This is a genomic window from Micromonospora sp. NPDC002389 (assembly GCF_040296095.1).
In the GTDB taxonomy this organism is placed as follows: Bacteria; Actinomycetota; Actinomycetes; order Mycobacteriales; family Micromonosporaceae; genus Micromonospora.
Map to the genome: position 1 here is coordinate 26,497 of NZ_JBEOWP010000008.1, position 22,404 is coordinate 48,900.

Below are 22,404 nucleotides of genomic sequence, written 5' to 3' on the forward strand. Positions count from 1 at the left end.
CCACTTGCTTCCTTCCAGTCGCGCGGGCCGCCTATCGGCGGTCGACCGCCGGATCGGGGGCGCCGAGGGTGTCGCCCTCGACGAACTCGCAGGGGAGGAGCCGTTGCTGGACGCCGTCGGCGCTGCCGTCGATGACCCCGGTCAGCACCTCGACCGACTGCCGGCCCATCTCCTCGCGGGGGATGTGGAATCCGGTGAAGGCGGTGTCGGTGGGCACCGGCACCGTCGGGTCGCCGAGCGTCAGGATCGACAGGTCACCGGGTACGCGCAGCCCGCGTCGGCGGGCGGCCGACTCCAGCGCCACGGCGGTGGCGAAGTCCTCCACGAAGACGACGGTGCTGCCGTCGGCGACCAGGTCGTCCAGCACGGCCTCGGCGTCGTGCGTCGGGCCGGTCAGGCGGCGGGCCGCCTCCGCGTCCGGTGCGGCGGCGTCGAACCCGCGCCAGCGGTCGGCCGAGGACTCGGCGGTGGCGTCCACGCCCAGGTAGGCCAGTCGCCGGTGCCCGCGTGCCAGGGCCAGCTCGACGAGTTGGCGCACCGCCGCGGCGTAGTCGGTGCCGACGTAGGGGACCGGCCCTCCGGCGTCGTCCCGGCGGCCCACCGCGACGTACGGGTAGCCGTCGCGGTTGAGCCGGAGCAGCTCGGTCCCGTCGATCTCGCGGCCGAGCAGGATGCACCCGTCGGCCAGGCGCAACCGGTTGTCCCGGTGGAAGATCCGTCGCCGCCCGTCGACCACCGGTGCGCTGGTGAACAGCAGCAGGTCGCAGCCGACCCGTTCGGCGTACTCCTCGATGCCGAGCAGGAAGGGGTGGAAGAAGTCCCGGCTGCGGCTGGGGAACGCCGGCTCGTAGGTGAAGACGCCGATGATCCGGTTGAACCGGGAGGCGAGCCGGCGGGCGACCGGGTCGGCAGCGTACCCGGTCTCGGCGATCACCCGCAGCACCCGCTCCCGGGTCTCGGGGGCGATGCGTACCTCCGCGTCGGCGCGGTTGTTGAGCACCAGCGACACGGTCGCCTGGCTGACGCCGGCCATCCGTGCGATGTCACGTTGCGTGACGCGTCGGGGTGCAGGGGGCACGGGGGAGTCCTTCCACTGCCGCTAATGCGTATTAGCGTTCGGGCTGGGAAGGAGCTTCGCGGCTGAACCCGATCGATGTCAAGAGCCTAATGCGTATTAGCATCGACCGCTGACGCCGTGTAGCTCCCCGCTGTCCACGGAGAGCTACACGGAGCGTGACTGTTTGCTGCGTACGTGACCGGAGGCGGTCCCGGCCGGTCTCAGGCCCGGCCGGTGACCAGGTACTGCATCTGGTGCTCGTGGTTCGGTGCCACGCCGTACCGGCGGTCCAGCTCGTAGATCGACGTCAGCGGAACGGCCGTGACGTCCGCCAGGCCCGCCTCCTCCAGCACCGCCACGGTCTTGTCGATGGAGGTCGCGGTGGCCAGCGGCAGTTCGGCCTGCACCTGGCTGTCGTAGTGGCCGGTGAAGTTCTCCGAGGCGTTGTCGAGGCCGTTCGGGAACCAGGTGCTGTCGACCACTGCGACGATGCCACCGGGACGCAGCAGACGGATCCAGTTGGCCACGGCGGTCTGCGGCTCGCGCAGGGTCCACATCAGGTACCGGCTGGTGACGGCGTCGAAGCTGCCCGCCGGGAAGTCCGGCGCGACGGCGTCGCCGAGCTGGATGACCGGGCCGTCGGTGACGGCGGCGGCGTGCCGACGGGCCTCGGCGAGCATGCCCTCGGACAGGTCGGTGCCGGTGACGCGGTGCCCGAGGCCGGCCAGGACCATGGCCACCTGACCGGTGCCGGTGCCGACGTCGAGCACGTCCAGCGGCGCGGCCGGCAGGGCCTGCGACCAGATCTGCGACCAGGCCCGCTGGTCGTCGGCGAAGCGGTCGGGGCGCTGCTGGTACTCGTCGTAGGCGGGCGCGCGGCCGGTCCAGTAGGCGTTGATGCGTTCCTGCGTGGTCATGCCGCAGTCCTCTCGTCGATGCTCTGGTGGATCGGGTGGAACAGCAGATGGACGGCGCCGTCGAGGTCCAGGCGTCGGATGCCGATGCCGTAGACGGGTTCCAGGACGGCGGGGTCGAGGACCTCGTCGACGGTGCCGGTGGCGGCGACGCCGCCCGCGCCGAGCAGCACCAGGTCGTCGCAGTAGCGGGCGGCGAGGTTGAGGTCGTGCAGCACGACGACCGAGCAGGTGTCCAGCGTGCGGACCAGGTGCAGGATCTCGTGCTGGTAGCGGATGTCGAGATGGTTGGTGGGCTCGTCGAGCAGCAGGTGGGTGGCCTGCTGGGCGAGCGCGCGGGCGATCAGCACCCGTTGCCGCTCCCCGCCGGAGAGCTGGGCGAACGCCCGCCCGCTCAGGTGCGTGGCACCGACCCTGCTCAGGCAGTCGGCGGCGATCTCGTGGTCGGCCCGGCCGGCCCGCTGGAACGTCGACAGGTGCGGTCCCCGGCCGAGCAGCACCAGCTCCGCCACGGTCAGGGCGGTCTCCCCACCGGTCTCCTGCACGACCACGGCCAGCCGCCGCGCGGCCTCCCGGGCGGGCAGGGCGGACAGCGCGTCGCCGTCCACCACGACCTGTCCGCTGCGGCTGCGCAGCGCGCCGTAGAGCAACCGCAGCAGCGTGGTCTTGCCGCTGCCGTTGGGCCCGATCAGGCCGAGGACCCGTCCCGGTCGGGCCGTCACGCTGACCCCGTCGATGACCGGGTTCGCGCCGTAGCGCCAGGTGACGCCGGTCGCCTCGATCACGGCTGCTCCCGGAACCGCTGCACGATCCGCTCCAAGCCGTCGATCGACAGCGGCGTCGGCGGCTCGGTGAAGTTGAACAGCTGCGTCATGACCTGGCCGTTACGGACCGCGTTGAGCTGCTGCGCGCCCGGCAGTCCGGTGAGCCCCTGCTCGACGGCGCGGGGGTCGCCGTCGCCGTAGAGCAGGATCAGCACGTCCGGGTTGCGGCCGAGCAGTTCCTCGACGGTGACCTCGAAGACCCGATCCTTGACGTCGCCGAAGACGTTGCGGAAACCGGCGGCCTCCAACTGCGGGTGGGCCATGCTGCCGGTGCCGTACGCGTACGTGGTGCCGCCGCCGACGGTCGGGTAGAGCACCGCCGCGGTACGCCCGGACGAGTCGCCCGCCTCGGCCTGGACCTTCGTCATCCGCTCCTTGAGCGCGGTGACCGCAGTCGTCGCCTCGGACTGGCGGCCGAACACCCGGCCGTACGTCTCCATCTGCCGGTAGATGTCGTCGAAGCTCGGTACGGCGGTGCTGTCCGGGCACATCGCCGGCTCCTCCAGCAGCGGGATGTCCACCGCCTCCAGGGTGTCGCGGGAGAGGTTGTCGACCTCGCCGAGGACCAGGTCGGGCTCCTGGCTGATCACCACCTCCTTGGAGATCTGCAGGTGCCCGCTGGTGTCGGTCTTGTCGGTCAGCAGCGGGATCCGGTCCAGCCCGGCCTGGGTCTGGGCGTCGTAGTACTCCTTCGGGTACTGCCCGGCGCGGGCGGTGACCCGGTCCAGGACGCCGAGCGCGTGCAGGTACGGCACGGCGGCGCTCTTGAGCAGCACGACCCGCTCCGGAGCGGCGTCGAAGGTGACGTCCACGCCGCAGTTGGTCACGGTGACCGGGTAACCGGGACCGGCCTCGGCCGGCCCGTCGGCGCCGCCGCCGCACCCGGCGACGAGCAGCACGCACGCGGAGGCGGCGGCGGTGGCGAGGCGGGTTGCCTTCAACATCGGTTCTCCTTGACAGGTGGGCGTTCAGGCACCGGAGGCGTGCAGACGGCGGATCAGGACCAGCAGGAAGGGAGCGCCGAGCAGGGAGGTGATGATGCCGATCGGGATCTCCTGCGGGGCCAGCAGCACCCGGGCCAGCACGTCGGCCCAGACCAGCAGGATCGCCCCGAGCAGCGCGGCCACCGGCACCACGCGGACGTGCGGCGCGCCGACGATGCGCCGGGCCAGGTGTGGCACGACCAGGCCGACGAAGCCGATGCTGCCGGCGGCGGAGACCAGGATGCCGACGCTCAGCGAGACCAGCACCAGCAGCCGGAGCCGGAACCGGTCCGGCGAGACGCCCAGGGTGTGCGCGGTCTCGTCGCCGATGGCCAGCACGTCGAGTCGCCGCCCGACGACGGTCAGATAGCCGATGGTGCCGATCAGCACCACCGCGGCGATCAGCAGCAGGGCGTTCCAGCGGGCCAGGCCCAGCGACCCGAGGAGCCAGAACATCACCGACCGGGCGCCCTCGGCGGATCCGGAGGCGAAGATCAGGAAGCTGGTGGTGGCGTACAGCGCGTATCCGACGGCGACACCGGCCAGCAGCAGCCGGATGGAGGTGACCCGGCCGCCGCTGCGCGCGATCAGGAAGACCAGCAGCGACGCGCCGAGCGCGCCGACGAACGCGCTGGTGGAGAGCGCGTACTGGCCGAAGCCGGCACCGGCACCGAACAGGATCGCGGCGGCCGCGCCGCTGGAGGCGCCGGAGTTGATCCCGAGCAGGTACGGGTCGGCGAGCACGTTGCGGACCATGGCCTGCAACGCCACCCCGCAGACCGCCAGCCCGGCGCCGACCAGCATGCCGAGCAGGACCCGGGGCAGCCGGACCTGCCAGACGATCGCCTGCTGCGGCCCGGTCCAGGTGACCTCGCCCGGTACCCCGACGAGGTGGTGCCCGATGATCCGGGCCACCGTGAGCGGGGGGATGCCGATCGCCCCGGCGCCGACCGCGACCAGCCCGGTCAGGACCAGGCCGAGGGTCAGCGCGAGCAGCCAGAGGCCGGTCCGGCGACGCTGCGCCGCCATGCCGAGCACGTCCGTCCGGCTCGTCGGCAGGGTGGTGACGCTCACCGCACTCCCACGCAAAGTCGTTGTTCTTGCCAAGTCTTTGCAAAAACTAACACCATGATCATGCCAGCGGAAGCCGGATGAGTCGTTGTTCACCCGCCGCTCGACACGCCGTCGGGGTGCGGACATCACACCCGCGCGACGGTCGCCGCGCGTGATCCGGACGCTAGGATCCGTGACGGTACTGGTTCGCCCCGGCCGTCCGGTCGGAGCGTCGTAAGAGGGAACCCGGTGTGAATCCGGGACTGCCCCGCAGCGGTGAGTGGGAACGACCGCCGTCACACGCACTGGACACCTGTCCGGGAAGCGACGGCCAGTAGGGGACCGGCCCAGCCGGTCGCGCCCACGAGTCCGAAGACCTGCCCGTGCCGCGTGCGCAACCGCGCACGCCGCCGTCGGCCCCGCGGGAGGGCCAGGGCGAGGTCGGTCGTCGCACCGTGCCCTCCCCAGCCCTCCTCCGGAGCCGTACCGCCGGACCTCGAGGGAAGGGAACCCTGGCGACATGACCACTCCGTTCGGCACGAGCACCGTGCTCGGCTACCCGCGCATCGGCCCGCGCCGTGAACTCAAGACCGCGGTCGAGGGCTACTGGGCCGGCCGCATCGACGAGCCGACCCTGCGGGCCGCCGCCGCGCAGGTGCGTGAGCAGACCTGGCGTACGTTGCACGACGCCGGCCTGTCCGCCGTACCGTCCAACACGTTCTCGTTCTACGACCACGTGCTCGACGCGGCCGTCACGGTCGACGCCGTACCCGACCGGTTCCGCCGGCTCGGCCTCGGGGAGCTGGACACCTACTTCGCCATGGCGCGCGGCACCGCGCAGGAGCCGCCGCTGGAGATGACGAAGTGGTTCGACACCAACTACCACTACCTGGTGCCCGAGATCGGCCCGGACACCGTCTTCGCCGCCCGGGCCGACAAGCCGCTGACCGAGTACGGGCGGGCGCGGGCGCTCGGCATCACCACCCGCCCGGTCCTGGTCGGTCCGGCGACCCTGCTGCTGCTGTCCAAGCCCACGGCCGACGCGCCGGACGGGTTCCGCCCGTTCGACCGGCTGGAGGACCTGGTTGACGTCTACGCCGACCTGCTGGCCGCGCTCGCCGACGTCGGGGTGCCGTGGGTCCAGCTCGACGAACCGGCGTACGTCGGCGACCGGTCCGACGCCGAGATCCGCGCCCTCGGTGCCGCGTACGCCCGGCTCGGCGGGCTGACCCACCGGCCCCGCCTGTTCGTCGCCGCCTACTTCGGCGAACTGGGCGACGCGCTGCCCGCGCTGCTGGACACGCCGATCGAGGCGATCGGTCTGGACCTGGTCGCCGGGCCCGGTGACCTGGACCGGCTCGCCGGCCACGGCGCGCTGCCGGGCCGGACCGTGGTCGCCGGGCTGGTCGACGGTCGCAACGTGTGGCGGACCAACCTGCGGGCCGCCGCGGCCGTCGGCGCCACCCTCACCGGGCTCGCCGACACCGTCGCCGTGTCGACCTCCTGCTCGCTGCTGCACGTGCCGGTGGACCTGGCCGCCGAGACCGATCTCGACCCTCGGCTGCGGGAACGGTTGGCGTTCGCCCGGCAGAAGGTCGACGAGGTGGTCGCGCTCGGCCGGGTGCTGCGCGACGGGGTGGGCGAGCTGCCCGCCGCGCCCCCGCCGGTCCCGGCGCAGTGGCGCGACGACGCGGTCCGCGCCCGCCTGGAGGCGCTGCGGCCCGAGCACACCCGGCGCGGCCCGTACCCGCAGCGCGCCGACGCCCAACGCCGCCGCCTCGGGCTGCCCGCGCTGGCGACCACCACCATCGGGTCGTTCCCGCAGACCGAGGCGCTGCGCCGGGCCCGGGCCGCGCACCGGGCCGGTCGCCTCGACGCGGCCGGTTACGCCGAGCGGATGCGGGCCGAGATCGCCGAGGTGGTGGCCGAACAGGAACGGCTCGGGCTGGACGTGCTCGTGCACGGCGAGCCGGAGCGCAACGACATGGTGCAGTACTTCGCCGAGCACCTCGACGGCTTCGCCGCCACCGCCCACGGCTGGGTCCAGTCGTACGGCTCCCGGTGCGTACGCCCGCCGATCCTCTACGGCGACGTGACCCGGCGCGAACCGATCACGGTGGCCTGGTCCCGGTACGCCCAGTCGCTCACCGACCGGCCGGTCAAGGGCATGCTCACCGGCCCGGTGACCATCCTGGCCTGGTCGTTCGTCCGGGTGGACCAGCCGCTGGCGGAGACCGCCCGGCAGGTCGCGCTGGCCCTGCGCGACGAGGCGCGGGACCTGGAGGCGGCGGGCATCCGGATCATCCAGGTCGACGAGCCCGCGCTGCGGGAGCTGCTTCCGCAACGCCGTCGGGACCACACCGCCTACCTGGACTGGGCGGTGGCGGCGTTCCGGCTGGCGACCAGCGGCGTCGCCGACGCCACGGCGATCCACACCCACCTGTGCTACTCGGAGTTCGGTGAGGTGCTGCCCGCCATCGACGCCCTGGACGCCGACGTGACCAGCATCGAGGCGTCCCGCTCCCGGATGGAGATCCTCGACGACCTGGCCACCGTCGGCTACACGCGGGGGATCGGGCCGGGTGTCTACGACATCCACTCGCCCCGGGTGCCCGATGCGGCCGAGGTGGTCACCGCGCTGCGCCGGGCGGCGGCGGTCGTCGGCCCGCAGCGGCTCTGGGTGAACCCGGACTGCGGGCTCAAGACGCGGGGCTACGACGAAGTCCGCCCGGCCCTGGCCGCGCTGGTCCGGGCCGCCGCCTCGGTCCGCGCCGAACTGGCCGCCGAGGGCGGGCCACAGCCCGCGACGAGCGACGCCTGACCCCGTGGCGCCCGCCGGTGGGAGCCCCCCACCGGCGGGCGCCGTCGGGAGACCGCACATCCGAGACCGCGCGCGAGGACGGACGAACCGCCATGCAGGACACGATCACCGCCGCCGGTCGGGCACCGTCGGCGTCCCACCTGACCCTGTCGCAGATCATGGACCAGCACCACACCAACCTCATGGGTACGGTCCACGGCGGCCGGATCCTCAATCTCATCGACTCGGTGGCCGGGGTGGTCGCCGCCCGGCACTCCGACGGCCCGGCGGTCACCGCCGCCATCGACGAGACCGCCTTCCTCCGCGCCGTACGCGTCGGCGACGTGGTGCACGTCGATGCCCGGATCACCTGGGCCGGCCGCAGCTCGATGGAGGTGGCGGTGAAGGTGACCGCCGACCGGTGGGACCGGGCCGTCCCGCCGACCACGGTGGCCACCGCGCACCTGGTCATGGTCGCCGTCGACGATGCCGGGCAGCCGCGTCCAGTGCCGCCGCTGCTGCTGCAGAGCGACGGTGACCGGCGACGTTACCGCGAGGCGGAGATCCGCCGCGAGCACCGGCTCACGCTGCGGCGGGCCCTGCTCGACGGCGCCGAGAACCCGACATGATTCTTACCGGGGCCCGGAGCGTCAGGGTGTGGTGGCCTTGACCACGACCGCTTCCGGGGCCGGCGGTTGCTGGGCCGGTGGAAGGCGTCGGGCCAGCCGCCGGACCGCGGTGTTGAGCACGGCGATCAGCGGTACCGCGATGAGCGCGCCGAAGATGCCGTCGAGCACCACACCGGCGGTGACCGCCAGCACCACGGGCAGCGGGTGCAGCGCCACCGCCTTGCCCATGATCCACGGCTGGAGGACGTTCCCCTCGACCTGCTGCACCACGATCACCGCGCCGAGGATGCACAGCGCGGTGACCCAGCCGCCGTCCACCAGCGCGACCAGCACCGCCACCGCGCCGGAGAGCGTGGCACCGACGATCGGGATGAACGCGCCGAGGAAGACCAGCGCGGCCAGGGCGAAGGCGAACGGCACGTCGAACAGCACCAGCGCGATGCCGATGCCCACCGCGTCGATGAACGCCACCAGCACGGTGGCCCGTACGTAGGCGACGAGCGTCTGCCACGAGGCCTTGCCGGCGTCGTCGAGCCGCCAACGGGCGGCGGCCGGGAACATCCCCACGATGAACCGCCAGATGCGCTGGCCGTCGCGGAGGAAGAAGAACATGGCGAAGAGGACCAGCAGCGCGCCGGTGAAGATCTCCACGACCGTGCCGGCGGTGGAGAGCGCGCCGGTGGTCAACGCCTGGGTGTTCTCGTTGATCCAGTTCTGTCCGGCCTGGATGTACTGGTCCAACGTGCCGTCGGAGAGGTTCAACGGCCCGTCGCGCAGCCAGTTCTGGATCTGCCCGATGCCGTCGGCCGCGTTGCGGCTGAGGTCGGGCAGGCCGGTGATGAACTCGCTGACCACCATGGTCAGCGTGCCGACCACGGCGGCCAGTCCACCGATCAGCACCACGGCGGTGGCCAGCGTCCGGGGGAAGCGGGCCCGCAGCAGCCAGCCGACGGCGGGTGCCAGCAGCGCGGAGAGCAGCAGCGCCACCAGCAGCGGCACGATTACGACGCGGATGGTGCCCATGAACCGCAGCATCGCCCAGCCGACGATGCCGATGACGATGATCCGCCACGACCAGGCGGCGGCGATCCGCAACGAGTGCGGCACCCCGGCGTCGTCGCGGCTGATCGTCGAGGGATGGGGGTCCTCGCCGTCGCCGTTGCCGGAGCGGGGTTCGGGAATGGGCCGGGCGAGTTCCTCCGCGCGGTCGGCCCGCCGGGTGCGGTCCCGCTCCCGGGCCGCACGCACCGACTCGCGTCCCCCGTCGTACGCCCGGCGCAGTCGTTGCCGCATCTGCTCGAACCGGCTCAACGGAACCCCCATGTGAAGATCGGTCGGTACACCGTAACGGGTCGGGGCACGCAGCGGCACGGTGACCAGCGGCCGGACCTCGTCTTGCCGGATTCCTCCGGCGATCTTGGCCGGTGACGGCAGGTGGGTTCGGGCCCTATCCTGGCGCTTCGTGCCCGGGTGTCCGGGCGATGCACCCGCTCGCGGGCGGGTCCCTCCGGACGCGTGGGCTCCACCTGTCACGAGGAGGTTCCCGGGTGAGAAGGTTCGCGGTACTCGTCACCGCGGTGCTGGCGGCCACGGCGGTCGCCGTACCGGCCCAGGCGCAGTCGACGTCGACCCCGACGGCGGTCACCCTCAAGCCGCCGCTGAGCGGCCTGGTCGACCGGGCCGAGCCGGCCACCGGCGCGTACGCCCCGGTGGTGGACAGCTTCGTCATCCGGGTCAACTGGAGCGACCTGCAACCGCAGCAGCAAGCCGGGACCGACCACGGCGGCGCGCTCGACACCACGGCGATCGACCAGGCGGTCACCGCCGCGAACGCGGCCGGCATGCACGCCCGGCTGCGGGTGGTCGGCGGCATCCACGCGCCGGACTGGGCGAAGACGTTGGGCGGTGCCAGCCCGATCCCGTGGTACACCAGCGGCACCCTGGCCGGGACGATCGGCCGCTTCTGGAGCAGCGAGTACGGCACCGCGTACCAGAACCTCCAGGACCGGCTGGCCGCCCGCTACGACGACGAGCCCCGGATCCGGGACGTGGTGATCGCCCGCTGCACCACCGAGTTCGCCGAGCCCTACATCCGGCAGACCGGGCAGCTCAGCCTGAACCGGCCCGGCCTGGAAGCGGCCGGCTACACCGGGGCGGCCGACGACCAGTGCCACCGCGACGAGATCGACGCGCACGACGTGTGGGAGCAGACCCGCTCCTACCTGGCGTTCAACCCGTACCAGCGGATCAACGAGGTGACCTGGACCGGGTCGGTGGACATGCCGTACACCCGGCAGATGATCGACTACTGCCGTACCTCGCTGGGTGCCCGGTGCGTGCTGGGCAACAACTCGATGTACCCGGACCGCCCGAACAACTACTACGCGATGTGGGCGTACATCGCGGGCAAGGGCGGCCCGATCAGCTACCAGACCGCGACCGCCGACCTGGTCTGCGCCAACCAGGACCCGTGCCCGGCGTCGACCTGGAACCAGACCCTGGAGCTCGCCCTCACCTACGGCGCGAACGCCGTGGAACTGCCCAGGACGAGGACCGGCTACCAGAGCTGGTCCATCGCGGACGTGTCGCCGGACCACGGGTTGCAGCACTACGACGACCTGCTGGAGGCCGCCGCCGGGCCGTGACGCGGCAGCGCCGGGACGCGGCCGTGCGCGGTGCGTAGACTCCGATCCGGACGATCGCCCTGCTCACGGCCGCTCTCGACGCGCCACACGGCGGTGCTGGCGAGCTGCGGAAGAGGCTCATGACCAAGACCTACGACGTACCGCTGCTGGTGTTGACCGTGGCGACCGGGGCGATCGACGGCGTCAGTTTCCTCGCGCTGGACCGGGTCTTCACCGGCAACATGACGGGCAACGTGCTCTTCATCGGCTTCGGTCTGGCCGGGGTCTCCGGCCTGCCGGTGCTCAACAACCTGGTGGCGCTGCTGGCCTTCATGCTCGGCGCGGTGCTCGCCGCCCGGCTGACCCGGGGCGCGACGGGCCCGGCGAAGCTGCCCCGTTCCGGCCTGCTCGTCCTGGTCGCCGGAAGCGCGTCGACGCTGGTGCTGGCCGGGCTATGGCTCGGCACCGGGTCGCCGGACGGGATCGTGATGTTGGTCGTCACCGGGCTGTTGGCGCTGGTGCTCGGTGCCCAGGCCGCGGCTGTCCGCCACATCGGCATCCGGGACCTCTCCACGGTGGTGGTGACGATGACGATGGTCAACCTCTCGGCGGACAGCCGGGCTGCCGGGGGCGCGGGCGCGGCGTGGGTCCGGCGGCTCGCCGCGATCGTCGCGATGGGCCTCGGCGCCCTGGTCGCGGCACTGCTGACGCTGCGGGTCGACGGGTCCTGGGCGTTGCTGGTGGCGGGTGTGGTGATGGCGGCCGGCACGGCGATGATCGCGGTGGTCCGCCGCCGGGAGATCGCCGCCGCGACGGACGCGCGGGCGGCCGGTCCGGCCGCCTGAACCCCGCCCGACGCGCGGTCCGGCGACCCCACCTGCGACCCCGCGCACCGGGTAACCCTGAGCGTGATCGGTCGGCACCGCAATGCCAGCATGACGGCATGGATATCTACGAGGACGAGCGGACGGTGTCGCGGGCGGACCTGGCCGCGTGGCTGCGGCAGGTGGCGAGCCAGGTGGAGAGCGGGCAGGTCTTCTACGGTGCCGCCGGCACCATCGCCGTCGCCGACCAGGTGCACTGCGAGCTGGAGATCGAGCAGGAGGGCAAGGACGAGTACTCGATCGAGATCGAGTTCTCCTGGAAGAACCCGGCGGCCGAGGCGGAGAAGCCGAAGGCCGACGCGGAGAAGACCGACGCCGAGAAGGCGGCGGCGACCGAGGCGGACGAGGAGCCGGAGACGGAGTCCTCGGCGACCGCCTAGCGGCGCGCCGATCCCGTTCGGGGAGGGCCGCCGTGACCGGCGTGGGCGGGACGAGCCGCCCGTCCGGTGACGCGGCGCGCCCTCACCGATGGCACCGGTCGGTGCGTCGTGCTCACCGCAGCCGTCCGCGCCGACCGAACCAGTCCCGGGAGACCCGGGTGTTCAGCGCCCACAGCACCCAGACCAGCAGGATCGCACCGACGCAGGTGATCGCGCCCCACAGGCCGAGCGAGGCGGCGGCCAGCAGACCGGTCAGCGCGTACGCCGGGTAGGGCGCCCACTGACGGCGGGCGGCCAGGCTGACCGCGACCAGCGTGCACGACACGGCCATTACGGCGAAGAAGACGGCGGCGCCGAGCGAACCACCGTCGACCACCGCGCGGTGTGCGGTCGCCAGCGCGAACAGCAGCGCCAGTACGCCGAAGACGAGCACGGTGATCCGGACGGGTGTGGGTGTCTCGGGGTGTCGGAACGTGTCGCGGTAGCCGCCGTCGTGGGCTCGTCCGACCATACCGACAACGATGGGCGTCGACACGTGACCGCAGGCCGCCACTGTCACCAATGCGACACTTCCCGGCGGCCTAAGCTTCGGGCCATGGCCAGGTACTTCGACGTGCATCCGGACAACCCGCAGCCGCGCATCATCGGTCAGGTGATCGACATCGTCCGGCGCGACGGCCTGATCGCCTACCCGACCGACTCCTGCTTCGCGCTGGGCAGTCGGCTCGGCAACAAAAACGGCATGGACCGGATCCGGGAGATCCGCCAGCTCGACAGCGGTCACCACTTCACCCTGGTCTGCCGGGACTTCGCCCAGCTCGGCCAGTTCGTGCAGCTCGACAACGCGGTGTTCCGGGCGGTGAAGGCGGCCACCCCGGGCGGCTACACCTTCATCCTGCCGGCCACCCGCGAGGTCCCGCGTCGGCTGCTGCACCCGCGCAAGAAGACCGTGGGCGTCCGCATCCCGGCGCATCCGGTCACCCGCGCGCTGCTCGACGAGTGGGGCGAGCCGCTGCTGTCGAGCACCCTGCTGCTGCCCGGTGACGAGGAGCCGATGACCCAGGGCTGGGAGATCAAGGAACGCCTCGACCACGCCGTGGACGCGGTGGTCGACGCGGGGGAGTGCGGCACCGAACCGACCACGGTGATCGACTTCTCGGACGGCGAGCCGGAGATCGTCCGGGTCGGCGCCGGTGACCCGGACCGCTTCTCCTGAGCACCACCACCGGCCCGTGGTCAGGGTCGGTGCCGCCGGGTGGCCGACGCCTGACGGGTGGGGCGGCGCAGCACGGCGATCCGGTCACCCCGGGTACGCACCGACGTCCGACCGCCCGGTCGGCGGCGCACCGTCAGGTCGAAGGTGTGCCCGCCGACCCGTACCCCCTCCAGCGTGAGGTCCGGCAGCCACGGCGGCAGGTGCGGGTCGACGAGGATCGCCCGCAGCGGCGCGGCCGGGCGCAGCGCCAGCAGCGCCTGCACCAGCGCGACGACCGCGCTGGCCGACCACGCCTGCGGGGAACACGAGTCCGGGTAGACCCCGGGGTGCGGGAAGGTGTCGCGGGGCAGGCCGCTGAGCACCTCGGGGAGGCGGTGCTCGGCGAAGAGGGCCGACGCCGCGAACGTCCCCTCGGCCAGCCGGTGCAGGTGGTCCCAGCAGCCGTACCGGGCGAGCCCGAGGCCGATGGTGCCCGCCTCGACGGGCCAGACACTGCCCCGGTGGTAGCTGAACGGGTTGTACGCCGGATGCGTGTCGGAGAGCGTCCGGACGCCCCACCCGCTGAACATGTCCGGCGCCAGCAGCCGGTCGGCCACCACGGGCGCGATCCGGGCCGGCACGATCCCGGTGGCGAGCAGGTGCCCGTCGTTGGAGTTGACCGAGCGGACCTGCTGCCCGTCCGGGCCGAGGGCCATCGCGTAGCAACCCCGGTCCGGCATCCAGAAGGCGCGGTGGAACCGTCGGCGCAGGGCACGCGCCCGACGCAGCAGGGCCACGCCCGTCGCGGGATGACCGGTCACCGTGAAGATCACGGCCGCGTGCCGCAGCGCGGCGTACCAGTACGCCTGCAACTCGCTGCTCGCGATCGGGTTCGGCACCAGTCGGCCGTGCTCGTCGACCACCGCGTCGTCGGAGTCCTTCCAGCCCTGGTTCTTCACGCCGACCCGGGAGCGGCAGTGGTACTCCAGGAAACCGTCGCGGTCCACGTCGCCGAACCGGTCGAGCCAGGCCAGCGCGCGACGTGCCGCCGGCAGCAGCTCGCGGACCGTGTCGAGATCAGCCGTCCAGGCGTAGTACTGGCCGAGGAAGACGAGGAGGTCCGGCGCGGTGGACCAGTCGCCGTAGTAGTGCGTGAGCGGATCCAGGCCGAGCGCGGACACCGGCCCCTGGCGCGCCTCGTGCAGCGGCTTGCCGGGCTCCTCGTCGCGCCAGTCGTCGATGCGCCGCCCGAGGTGCTCGGCGTTGAGCCGCAGACTGTCGGCGAGCATCGTCGGGCCGGCGAGCAACGCCTGCCACGAGGCGGTCATCGTGTCCCGCCCGAAGATCTCCTGATAGATCGGCAGGCCGGCGATCGGCGCGGTCGGGCCGGCCGGCTCGCCGAGGGGCAACCCGGCCAGGTCCTCCGTCGCGCATCGCCAGGCCGCCGTCACGTCGAAGTTGGTGCTGGTCAACCGGGTGAACTCGCGTTCCAGCCGGGCACGGGCCGCGCCGGCGAGGTCACCGGATTCGGTGAAGCTCGGCGGCGGCGCGACGAGCCGTTCGCCGTCGAAGACGGGCTCGACGAGGATATCGACCTGTCGGCGTTCGCGGGTCGGCAGTGCCAGGTCGACCTCGAAGCCGTCGTCGGCGTACCGGATCGGCTGGTCCGTCCGGGCCCGGATCGCCACCGCCCGGTCCAGGCCGTCGCAGCGGTACGTCAGCCGTAGCTCCCGCTCCGCCGGATCCCACCGGCGCTCGACCGTGCCGGACTGCACCCGCCGACCCCGCTCGGCCTCGCCGGTGTCCGCGAAGTCGGCGCTCAGCTCGATCCGCAGTCGCAGCTCCAGCGGTACGTCCGCGTAGCTGAGCACGGTCAGCCGGGTCCGCAGCCCGGCCCCCACGAACCGGGCCACGGTCAGGTACGCCGCCCGCGAGGGCAGCTCGTCACCGGCGCCCAGCTCGGCGTACGACAGTTGGGCGTACCCCTGGACGGTGGCCGTGCTGAACGGTACCGGCTCCCGCCCGTCGACGGTGATCCGCTCGGTGTGCAGCACCCGGGTGTTGCGGGCGAAGAACCCCTGCGGCCCGGTGCCGATGATCCGGCCACGGACGTCGGTGACCAGCGTGCTCCAGCCGCTGGCCAGATAGAGCAGGTCGGGGCGGACGCGCAGATTGCGGACCCGGCTCATCCCGTTCCCCCTGGCCTGCGGCGGACCTCGCGTGGCGACGACGGTGACACGCGGCGGCGTCGGTCGGCGCTTCGTACCCCTTCGCCGCCCGGGTACACCTGCGGGCATGCGGCGGGGGAGGGTTCCGTGGCTCGGAACCCTCCCCCGCAGGTGGCTACCGGATCAGCCGGTGAACGTGAAGTACGTGCGGTACTGGTATCCGTTGTCGAGGGTCAGCACGAACTCACGGCAGGTGCCGGCCCAGGCGGGGTCGGTCTTCCAGACGTAGTTGTACTGCCCCCTGGCGTTGGCCGACATGCGGGAGTTGCCGGGGTTGACGGCCGCCACCGGGACCGGTCGCGGCGTGATCGAACCGTCCGGGTTGACCGTCCGCAGGGTGTCGCAGTCGACCAGGCGGGAGTACGGCGAGTTGCTGGCCAGGATGTCCAGCCCCCGGTTGCTCGCGAGCTGGAACTTCATCGGTGCCGCGTCCCCGGCGGGCAGCGTGTTCAGCCCGGGCGCCGCGGTGCGGCCGACGAAGTCGCCCCGGCAGGACGGGTGCGTGTCGAACGCCTCGGTGTTGTCGTCCCGGTTGGTGGTGCCCTGCACCGCGCTGTAGCCGAGACCCCGGCGGGCGAACGAGGCCCAGAGGGTGCAGGCGTTGTCGCCGCCGGTCAGCGCCGCGTCGGCGGCGATGATGGCATTGCGGCCGACCACGAAGCCCGGCCCGCAGCCCTGCATCTTCAAGCCGTCCATGACGAGCTGCATGGCGAGGTTGTTGCCGCCGGTGTTCCAGTCGCCGTACACGTTCGGGTTCAGACCGTGCCGGTCGATGAGGTCCCAGGTGACGTCCCAGAGGACGGCGGCCCAGCCGTGCCCGATGCCGTGCGGCGCGGCCAGCGAGGTGCCGTTGAGCCAACCGCCGGTCTTGATGCTGTCGTAGGTGAACGGCTGCGTCTCCATGTTCCGCGAGTACGGCCGGGGGCGCAGCCCGTTGCCGGTGCGGTCCTCCTGATAGAGCACGTACGGCACCAGGCCCCGCGAGCCGTCGGCGGTGTCGAGGGCCGGGTCCAGCAGCGTGGTGATCGCGAAGAAGTCGCTCCAGCCCTCGCCCATCTGCTCGTTGCCGGTCAGGCAGTTGATTCCCGGGCCGCCGGTCAGTCGCAGCGAGATGCCGTGGCCGTATTCGTGCATGATGATGCCGGCGTCGAGGTCGCCGTCGCGCATACCCGGGTGGCTGGGGTGCTTGCGGACGGACCCGGTGACGGTGCCCTCGGCGATCGCGGCCTTGATGGTGGTGCCGTCGGCCTGGGTGACCGCCACCGCGGGGATGGTGACCGGCGCGGTCGTCATGGCACCGGTGAGCACCGGGGCGGCTCCGGCCGCGTTGTGCGCGACCACCACCGCGTCGGCGCCGAGCGACTCGGCGATCTGGGTGCGCAGCAGGTAGGTGCAGGCGGTGGTGCCGCCGTCGACCACCGCGACCCAGCCGCCGTCGGGCAGCGTGGCCGGGTACGACGAGGCGGCGCAGCCGGTGCCGCCGTGCACGAACGGGCGGGCGGACAGACCGGCGCCGGTCGGTGCCGGGCTGTAGCGCGACCAGGTGGCGTCGAACGACCCGACCCCGTCGACGACGACCTGGTTCTGGGCGCCGAACTGGTTGCCCGGCCACAGGTACATCTGCATCCGGGGTACGCCCACGCCGTCCACCGCCGGGGTGGAGAAGTTGGCGTTGTTCGAGCCGCCGCCGTCGGCGGCCTCGGCGCGGACGTAGTCGCCGCCGACACCGCCGCGACCGTAGTTGTTCGCCTGGAAGTTCCCGGACGCCTCGTCGAAGCCGTAGCGGTACGAGACGTCGTGGATGATGTTGTTCCAGTAGAACAGGTTGGCGGTGGCCGCGTCCCGGTAGCTCTGCGGGTTCTCGTTCAGGTCGAGCGGGAAGTTGAAGGTCAGGTTCGGACCGCCGTCCGGGCTGCTGCCGAAGTCCGGCGCGTTGTTGTTGTCCTGGTCCTGGTACGCGTGGACGTTGTTGCCCTGGGTGGTGGTGAACTCGGGGCCGGGCACGCCGTCGGTGTCGTGCCACCCGTACGGCGAGGCCAGCGCGTCCGCCGGATTGGTCACCACGCTGCGGGGACCGTCGTTCGGGCTCTCCGTCGGGTAGCCGTAGACGTGGTAGCTCGACCCGTCCTGCACGGGGTCGGGCGTGCCGAGTGGTGCGGAACGCCGAGCCGGCATCGTCCGGCCGGAGACCGGGTGCAGGGTCTCGGCGAGGTCGTCCGTGTGCTCGTGGGTGGTCCAGTCGTCGGCGTCGAGCAGGTCGCCGCTCTCCGCATCGACGGTGGCGTTCCAGAGGTGGGCGTCGGTGGCGTCGTCGATGACGAGCTGCCAGGCGAGACGGAGCCCGCTGTCGGTGGGTTGCCAGCCGAGCTTGGCCGGGATGGGCTCGGCGGAGACGCCGCTGCCGCTGACGACGGTGCGCTGGGCCGGGCCGCCGGTGCGGCTCATGACGCGGGTGTTCGTGGGCGTGGGCAGGTCGAGGGCGTCGGCCGCGGCCTCGACGGCGTCCACGGCGTCCAGGTCGGGGGCGGTGGCGCCGCCGGTCAGGTCGGCCACGAGGGTGTCGCCGACGAAGATGACGCTGCCGTCCCGGGCGACGTTGACCGTCGCGGTGGCCCCGAAGATCTCCAACTTTTCGTGGCGTTGGGCGAGGTTGACGTGGGTGACGCCGGTGTGTCGGCTGGTGTAGCTGGACAGCACGGCCAGGTCGCCGAGATCGGCGGCGGTCACGCCGTGCCGGGCCGGGTTGGCGCGCAGGTAGGCGGCGGCGATGTCCTCCGGGGCGCCCTGGTTCGGGCCGGTCAGGAAGATCTCGTTGGACTTGAGGGGTTCCTCCGGCGCTGCCGAGGCGGGTTTCGCGGCGACCGAGGTCAACGAGGCGACGAGGGCGGTGGACAACAGCAACGCGCCGCTGCGGCGCGCGCGTGACGATCGGGGGTTTCGGGGCACTTCTGCTCCTTCGGGGGTGGAAAGGACAGCACGGAGCGCCGATCCACTACCGACGTGGCGGTCCGTCACGGGGGTGCGACGCTCGCAATCCGGTGACGGTGCGTGTCCGTCTCCTTGCGAGGTGGATCACGTCGACGCTACGGCCCAGCTCACGACCGGTCATCCGACGGGTGTTCAAAGATTTCGATATATGACTCCTACGTCTGTCGGGGTCGCTCGCCGACCTGGGTGAAGTCGCCGTCGGCCGACGCCGAACCGGGTGTAGACACTGTGTGTATAGCCCGCGTGTATAGTGGCGTTCATGTCTGTCGGTTACGCCCTACTGGGGCTGCTGGAGCAGGGCCCGCGCCACGGTTACGACCTCAAGCGCTCCTACGACGACCAGTTCGGTCGCGGTCGGTCGCTGCACTACGGGCAGGTCTACGCCACGCTCGCGCGCCTGCTCAAGAACGGTCTCGTCGAGGTCCAGTCCGAGCCCGGCGAGGGCCCGGACCGCAAGCGGTACGCGATCACGGAGGCCGGCGTCACCGACGTCGAGCAGTGGCTGGCCCGACCGGAGCAGCCCGAGGTCTATCTCCAGAGCAAGCTTTACACCAAGGTCGTGCTGGCGCTGCTGACCGACCGTGACGCGGCCGACCTGCTCGACGTGCAGCGCGCCGCGCACCTGGCGCAGATGCGGGAGCTGACCCAGCGCAAGCTCGCCGGTGACCTGGCCGACCAGCTCGTCTGTGACCACGCCCTGTTCCACCTGGAAGCCGACCTGCGCTGGCTGGAGCTGACCGCCGCCCGGCTGGACCAGCTCCGCGCGCAGGTGCGAGAGGAGACGCGATGAACCCCGGAACGGACGCACCGCTGCTGGAGGCGGAGGAACTGGTCAAGACGTACGGCGCCACCCCGGCGCTGGACGGCGCGTCGCTGCGGGTGCACGCCGGTGAGGTGCTCGCCCTGATGGGCCCCTCCGGCTCCGGCAAGTCCACCCTGCTGCACTGCCTGGCCGGGATCGTCGCGCCGGACTCCGGCCGGGTTCGCTATGCCGGGCAGGACGTCGTCGCTCTGTCGGACCAGCGCCGCAGCGCGCTGCGGCGGACCGAGTTCGGTTTCGTGTTCCAGTTCGGGCAGCTCGTCCCGGAGCTGACCTGCCTGGAGAACGTGGCGCTGCCGTTGCGGCTGTCCGGCGTACGGCGGCGGGAGGCGGCACGTCGGGCGAGCGACGCACTGGCCCGGCTGGAGGTCGACGACGTGGCGGGCAAGCGCCCCGGCGAGGTCTCCGGCGGCCAGGGCCAACGGGTGGCGGTGGCCCGCGCGCTGATCACCGGCCCTCGGGTGATCTTCGCCGACGAGCCGACCGGCGCGCTCGACTCGCTCAACGGCGAGCGTGTGATGCGGCTCTTCGTCGAGGCGGCCCGGCAGACCGGCGCCGCGGTCGTGCTCGTCACGCACGAGGCGCGGGTGGCCGCGTACTCCGACCGGGAGGTCGTGGTGCGCGACGGCAAGGTCCGCACCCCGGCGCACGTCCGATGAGCGCCGGGACGCGGCGCGGCGCGGTGGGCTGGCTGGACGACCTGGCGCTGGGGGTACGGCTCAGCGTGGCGGGCGGCCGGTCCGGCTGGGCCCGACTGGCCCTGATCTCGGTCGGTGTGGGCCTCGGGGTGGTGCTGCTGCTGACCGCCGCCGCCCTGCCCACGCTGGCCGCCGCGCGGGGCGACCGGGAGGCGGCGCGCCTGCCGGGTCCGGTGGTGTCCGCACCCGGGCCGGACACCCTGCTGACCGTGGACGTGGAGTCCCGCTACCGGGGGACCGACGTCAACGGCTGGCTGGTGCGGCCGGAGGGGGAGCGGACGCCGCTGCCACCCGGTGTCGATCGCCGGTTGGCCCCGGGGGAGATGGTCGTCTCGCCGGCCCTGGCCGAGTTGCTCGACTCGCCCGACGGCGCGTTGCTGCGGGAGCGGTGGGGCGGCCGGGTGGTCGGCACCATCGGCCCCGACGGGCTGACCGGCCCGGGCGAACGATTCTTCTACCTCAACTCGGAGCAGGTGGACGAGGAGACCCTCGGCGCCCTGCGGATCGACGCGTACGGCGGCGATGGCCCGCAGGAGTCCGGGGGAGTGCCTCCGGTGCTGCTGGTGCTGGGCGTGCTGGGCCTGGTGGTCCTGCTGCTACCGGTAATGATCTTCGTGACCACGGCGGTCCGGTTCGGCAGTGAGGCCCGCGACCGCCAACTCGCCGCGATCCGGCTGGTCGGCGCGGACAGCGCGATGACCCGGCGGGTGGCGGCGGGGGAGAGCCTGGTCGGCGCGGTGCTCGGGTTGGCCCTCGGGGCGCTCGGATTCCTTGGCGTCCGTGGGGTGGCCGGCGCCCTGTTGCCGCCCGGGTTCAGCTTCTTCACCGCCGACCTGCGTCCGGTGCCCGTGCTGGCGCTGCTGGTCGTGGTGCTGGTGCCGACCGTCGCGGTCCTGGTCACCCTCTCCGCGCTGCGGCGGGTGGTGATTGAGCCGCTCGGCGTGGTCCGGCGCGGTGGCGAGCGGCACCGTCGGTTCTGGTGGCGGCCGCTGCCGTCACTGGTCGGACTCCTCCTGCTCTATCCACTGCTCGGCGGTCTCCCCGAGCAGGCCGGCGGTTTGCTGGTGGAGCTGCAGCTCGCCGCCGGGGCGACGCTGCTGCTGGTCGGCGTCGTCCTACTGCTGCCGTGGCTGGTGCAGGCGACGGTGCGGCGGCTGGGTGGTGGCGGCGTGGCGTGGCAGCTTGCGGTACGCCGGTTGCAACTGGACAGCGACACCGCGGTCCGGGCTGTCTCCGGCATCGCGGTGTCGGTGGCTGGCGTGATCGCCGTGCAGGGGGTGCTCGGCGCGGCACAGACGTACAGTGCGAGCGACCTGAGTCCCGACGACGACTTCCAGGCCGTCGTCTTCGTGTACGAGCGGGGCACGCCCGACGGTCCCGCGCGGACCTGGGCCGAGGTGCTGGCCGGCGCCGTCGGGGTCCGGGCCACCAGCGGGCTGGCGGACCTGGGCACCGCCCCGGACGCGGCGCAGGTCCACCGGGTCTACATCGCCGACTGCGCAGCCCTGCGCCAGTACGCCGAGCTGCCCTCCTGCGCCGACGGTGACAGCTTCGCCGGCCCGGGCGGCGCGTCGACGGAGGCGGGCACCACGCTCACCTTCGACGACGACGGCACGCCGATCCGCTGGACGGTGCCCGCCGAGGTCCCCACGGTCCTGCAGTACTCCACCATGGTCGTGGCGGACTTCCTGCTCACCCCCGGAGCGGTGGAGGTGCCGCCGGTCAATCCGAGCAGCGTGCTCGTCGCGTACGACCCGGCCGACCGGGACACGGTGGAGCGGTTGCGCAACACCGTCGCGCAGGTGGACCCGACGGCGGTGGTGCAGACGTTCGAGGAACGCCGCACCTCCTCGGTACTGGCCGGATACCAACAGGCACTGCAGATCGGCGCGGTCGTCCTGCTGCTGGTCATCGGCGCGAGCATGCTGGTCAACATTCTCGAACAGCTCCGCGAGCGGCGGCGGCCGTTGGCGGTGCTCAGCGCGTTCGGTGCGCGCCGCCGCAGCCTCTCCGGGTCGGTGCTCTATCAGGTGGCGATCCCGGTGACGCTGGGCATGCTGCTGGCGGTGGTGACCGGAAGCGCGGTGGCGGCCCTGCTCCAGTCGGTCGCCGGCATCTCCGTCGGCGTCAACTGGGCGGCCATCGCCGGAGTGTCCGGCACCGCCGCCGTGCTCGTGCTCGTGGTCACCGCCGCCAGCCTGCCACTGCTCTGGCGGTTGACCCGGGCCGAGGGGCTACGCAGCGAGTAGCCGTCAGTCACCAGCGGATTCGCGGCGCGGCTCGGGGCACGCCGCGAATCCGCTTGACCTGAAGTTCGGTTGAGGGTG

General features: G+C 72.5%; 18 protein-coding genes and 1 riboswitch. Of the genes, 9 read left to right on the plus strand and 9 right to left on the minus strand.

Annotated elements, in window-relative coordinates; all coding sequences use genetic code 11:
* Window positions 1-31: 31 nt before the first annotated feature.
* The 5 genes from ABT008_RS16815 to ABT008_RS16835 all read right to left on the minus strand — a co-directional run bounded on the left by ABT008_RS16815 (window position 32) and on the right by ABT008_RS16835 (window position 4,852).
* Window positions 32-1,078, minus strand: coding sequence for a LacI family DNA-binding transcriptional regulator (locus tag ABT008_RS16815; RefSeq protein WP_350697136.1), 1,047 nt, complete (start codon window positions 1,076-1,078; stop codon window positions 32-34).
* A 200-nt stretch (window positions 1,079-1,278) separates the two neighbouring features.
* Window positions 1,279-1,974 carry a class I SAM-dependent methyltransferase gene (locus tag ABT008_RS16820; RefSeq protein ID WP_350697137.1) on the minus strand — a complete coding sequence of 232 codons (696 nt, stop codon included), beginning with the start codon at window positions 1,972-1,974 and terminating at the stop codon, window positions 1,279-1,281.
* On the minus strand, window positions 1,971-2,756 hold the full coding sequence (locus ABT008_RS16825) for an ABC transporter ATP-binding protein (RefSeq protein ID WP_350697138.1): 786 nt from the start codon (window positions 2,754-2,756) through the stop codon (window positions 1,971-1,973). The genes ABT008_RS16820 and ABT008_RS16825 overlap by 4 nt, the downstream gene beginning before the upstream one ends.
* Window positions 2,753-3,739, minus strand: a complete 987-nt coding sequence (locus ABT008_RS16830; RefSeq protein WP_350697139.1) for an ABC transporter substrate-binding protein — start codon at window positions 3,737-3,739, stop codon at window positions 2,753-2,755. The genes ABT008_RS16825 and ABT008_RS16830 overlap by 4 nt, the downstream gene beginning before the upstream one ends.
* 24 nt (window positions 3,740-3,763) lie before the next feature.
* Window positions 3,764-4,852, minus strand: coding sequence for a FecCD family ABC transporter permease (locus ABT008_RS16835; RefSeq protein WP_350697140.1), 1,089 nt, complete (start codon window positions 4,850-4,852; stop codon window positions 3,764-3,766).
* Between the two features lie 165 nt (window positions 4,853-5,017).
* Window positions 5,018-5,230, plus strand: a riboswitch (cobalamin riboswitch).
* Window positions 5,231-5,351: 121 nt separating this feature from the next.
* Here ABT008_RS16835 and metE point away from each other — a divergent pair.
* Window positions 5,352-7,652, plus strand: coding sequence for a 5-methyltetrahydropteroyltriglutamate--homocysteine S-methyltransferase (metE, locus tag ABT008_RS16840; RefSeq protein ID WP_350697141.1), 2,301 nt, complete (start codon window positions 5,352-5,354; stop codon window positions 7,650-7,652).
* 92 nt (window positions 7,653-7,744) lie between these two features.
* Window positions 7,745-8,260: an acyl-CoA thioesterase gene (locus ABT008_RS16845; RefSeq protein WP_350697142.1), complete on the plus strand. Its 516-nt coding sequence runs from the start codon at window positions 7,745-7,747 to the stop codon at window positions 8,258-8,260.
* Window positions 8,261-8,281: 21 nt separating this feature from the next.
* Here ABT008_RS16845 and ABT008_RS16850 read toward each other — a convergent pair whose 3' ends face one another.
* A complete protein-coding gene (locus ABT008_RS16850) occupies window positions 8,282-9,583 on the minus strand; it encodes an AI-2E family transporter (protein ID WP_350697143.1) in 1,302 nt (433 codons plus the stop codon).
* Between the two features lie 224 nt (window positions 9,584-9,807).
* On the opposite strand from ABT008_RS16850, the gene ABT008_RS16855 reads away from it, so the two are divergent.
* The 3 genes from ABT008_RS16855 to ABT008_RS16865 all read left to right on the plus strand — a co-directional run bounded on the left by ABT008_RS16855 (window position 9,808) and on the right by ABT008_RS16865 (window position 12,148).
* Entirely contained in the window at window positions 9,808-10,905 is a 1,098-nt protein-coding gene (locus ABT008_RS16855; RefSeq protein ID WP_350697144.1) for a hypothetical protein, read from the plus strand.
* A gap of 119 nt (window positions 10,906-11,024) precedes the next feature.
* On the plus strand, window positions 11,025-11,729 hold the full coding sequence (locus ABT008_RS16860; RefSeq protein ID WP_350697145.1) for a YoaK family protein: 705 nt from the start codon (window positions 11,025-11,027) through the stop codon (window positions 11,727-11,729).
* 98 nt (window positions 11,730-11,827) lie between these two features.
* Window positions 11,828-12,148, plus strand: a complete 321-nt coding sequence (locus ABT008_RS16865; RefSeq protein WP_350697146.1) for an amphi-Trp domain-containing protein — start codon at window positions 11,828-11,830, stop codon at window positions 12,146-12,148.
* Between the two features lie 112 nt (window positions 12,149-12,260).
* Here ABT008_RS16865 and ABT008_RS16870 read toward each other — a convergent pair whose 3' ends face one another.
* Window positions 12,261-12,659, minus strand: a complete 399-nt coding sequence (locus tag ABT008_RS16870; RefSeq protein WP_350697147.1) for a hypothetical protein — start codon at window positions 12,657-12,659, stop codon at window positions 12,261-12,263.
* Between the two features lie 84 nt (window positions 12,660-12,743).
* Between ABT008_RS16870 and ABT008_RS16875 the strand changes: the two genes are divergently transcribed.
* A complete protein-coding gene (locus ABT008_RS16875) occupies window positions 12,744-13,364 on the plus strand; it encodes an L-threonylcarbamoyladenylate synthase (RefSeq protein WP_350697148.1) in 621 nt (206 codons plus the stop codon).
* A gap of 20 nt (window positions 13,365-13,384) precedes the next feature.
* Here ABT008_RS16875 and ABT008_RS16880 read toward each other — a convergent pair whose 3' ends face one another.
* Entirely contained in the window at window positions 13,385-15,532 is a 2,148-nt protein-coding gene (locus tag ABT008_RS16880; RefSeq protein ID WP_350697149.1) for an amylo-alpha-1,6-glucosidase, read from the minus strand.
* A gap of 162 nt (window positions 15,533-15,694) precedes the next feature.
* Complete coding sequence (locus tag ABT008_RS16885; protein WP_350697150.1) at window positions 15,695-18,517, minus strand: M36 family metallopeptidase; 2,823 nt, start codon at window positions 18,515-18,517, stop codon at window positions 15,695-15,697.
* 301 nt (window positions 18,518-18,818) lie between these two features.
* Between ABT008_RS16885 and ABT008_RS16890 the strand changes: the two genes are divergently transcribed.
* From ABT008_RS16890 to ABT008_RS16900, 3 genes are read left to right on the plus strand one after another with little or no spacing between them, the layout of a single operon-like run.
* Window positions 18,819-19,349 (plus strand): PadR family transcriptional regulator, encoded by a 531-nt coding sequence (locus tag ABT008_RS16890; protein ID WP_350697151.1) that lies wholly within the window; start codon window positions 18,819-18,821, stop codon window positions 19,347-19,349.
* On the plus strand, window positions 19,346-20,038 hold the full coding sequence (locus tag ABT008_RS16895) for an ABC transporter ATP-binding protein (protein ID WP_350697152.1): 693 nt from the start codon (window positions 19,346-19,348) through the stop codon (window positions 20,036-20,038). Before ABT008_RS16890 ends, ABT008_RS16895 begins: the two co-directional genes overlap by 4 nt.
* The gene (locus ABT008_RS16900; RefSeq protein ID WP_350697153.1) at window positions 20,035-22,326 is read left to right on the plus strand and encodes an FtsX-like permease family protein; all 2,292 of its coding nucleotides are present in this window, start codon (window positions 20,035-20,037) and stop codon (window positions 22,324-22,326) included. The genes ABT008_RS16895 and ABT008_RS16900 overlap by 4 nt, the downstream gene beginning before the upstream one ends.
* The last annotated feature ends 78 nt before the right edge of the window (window positions 22,327-22,404 follow it).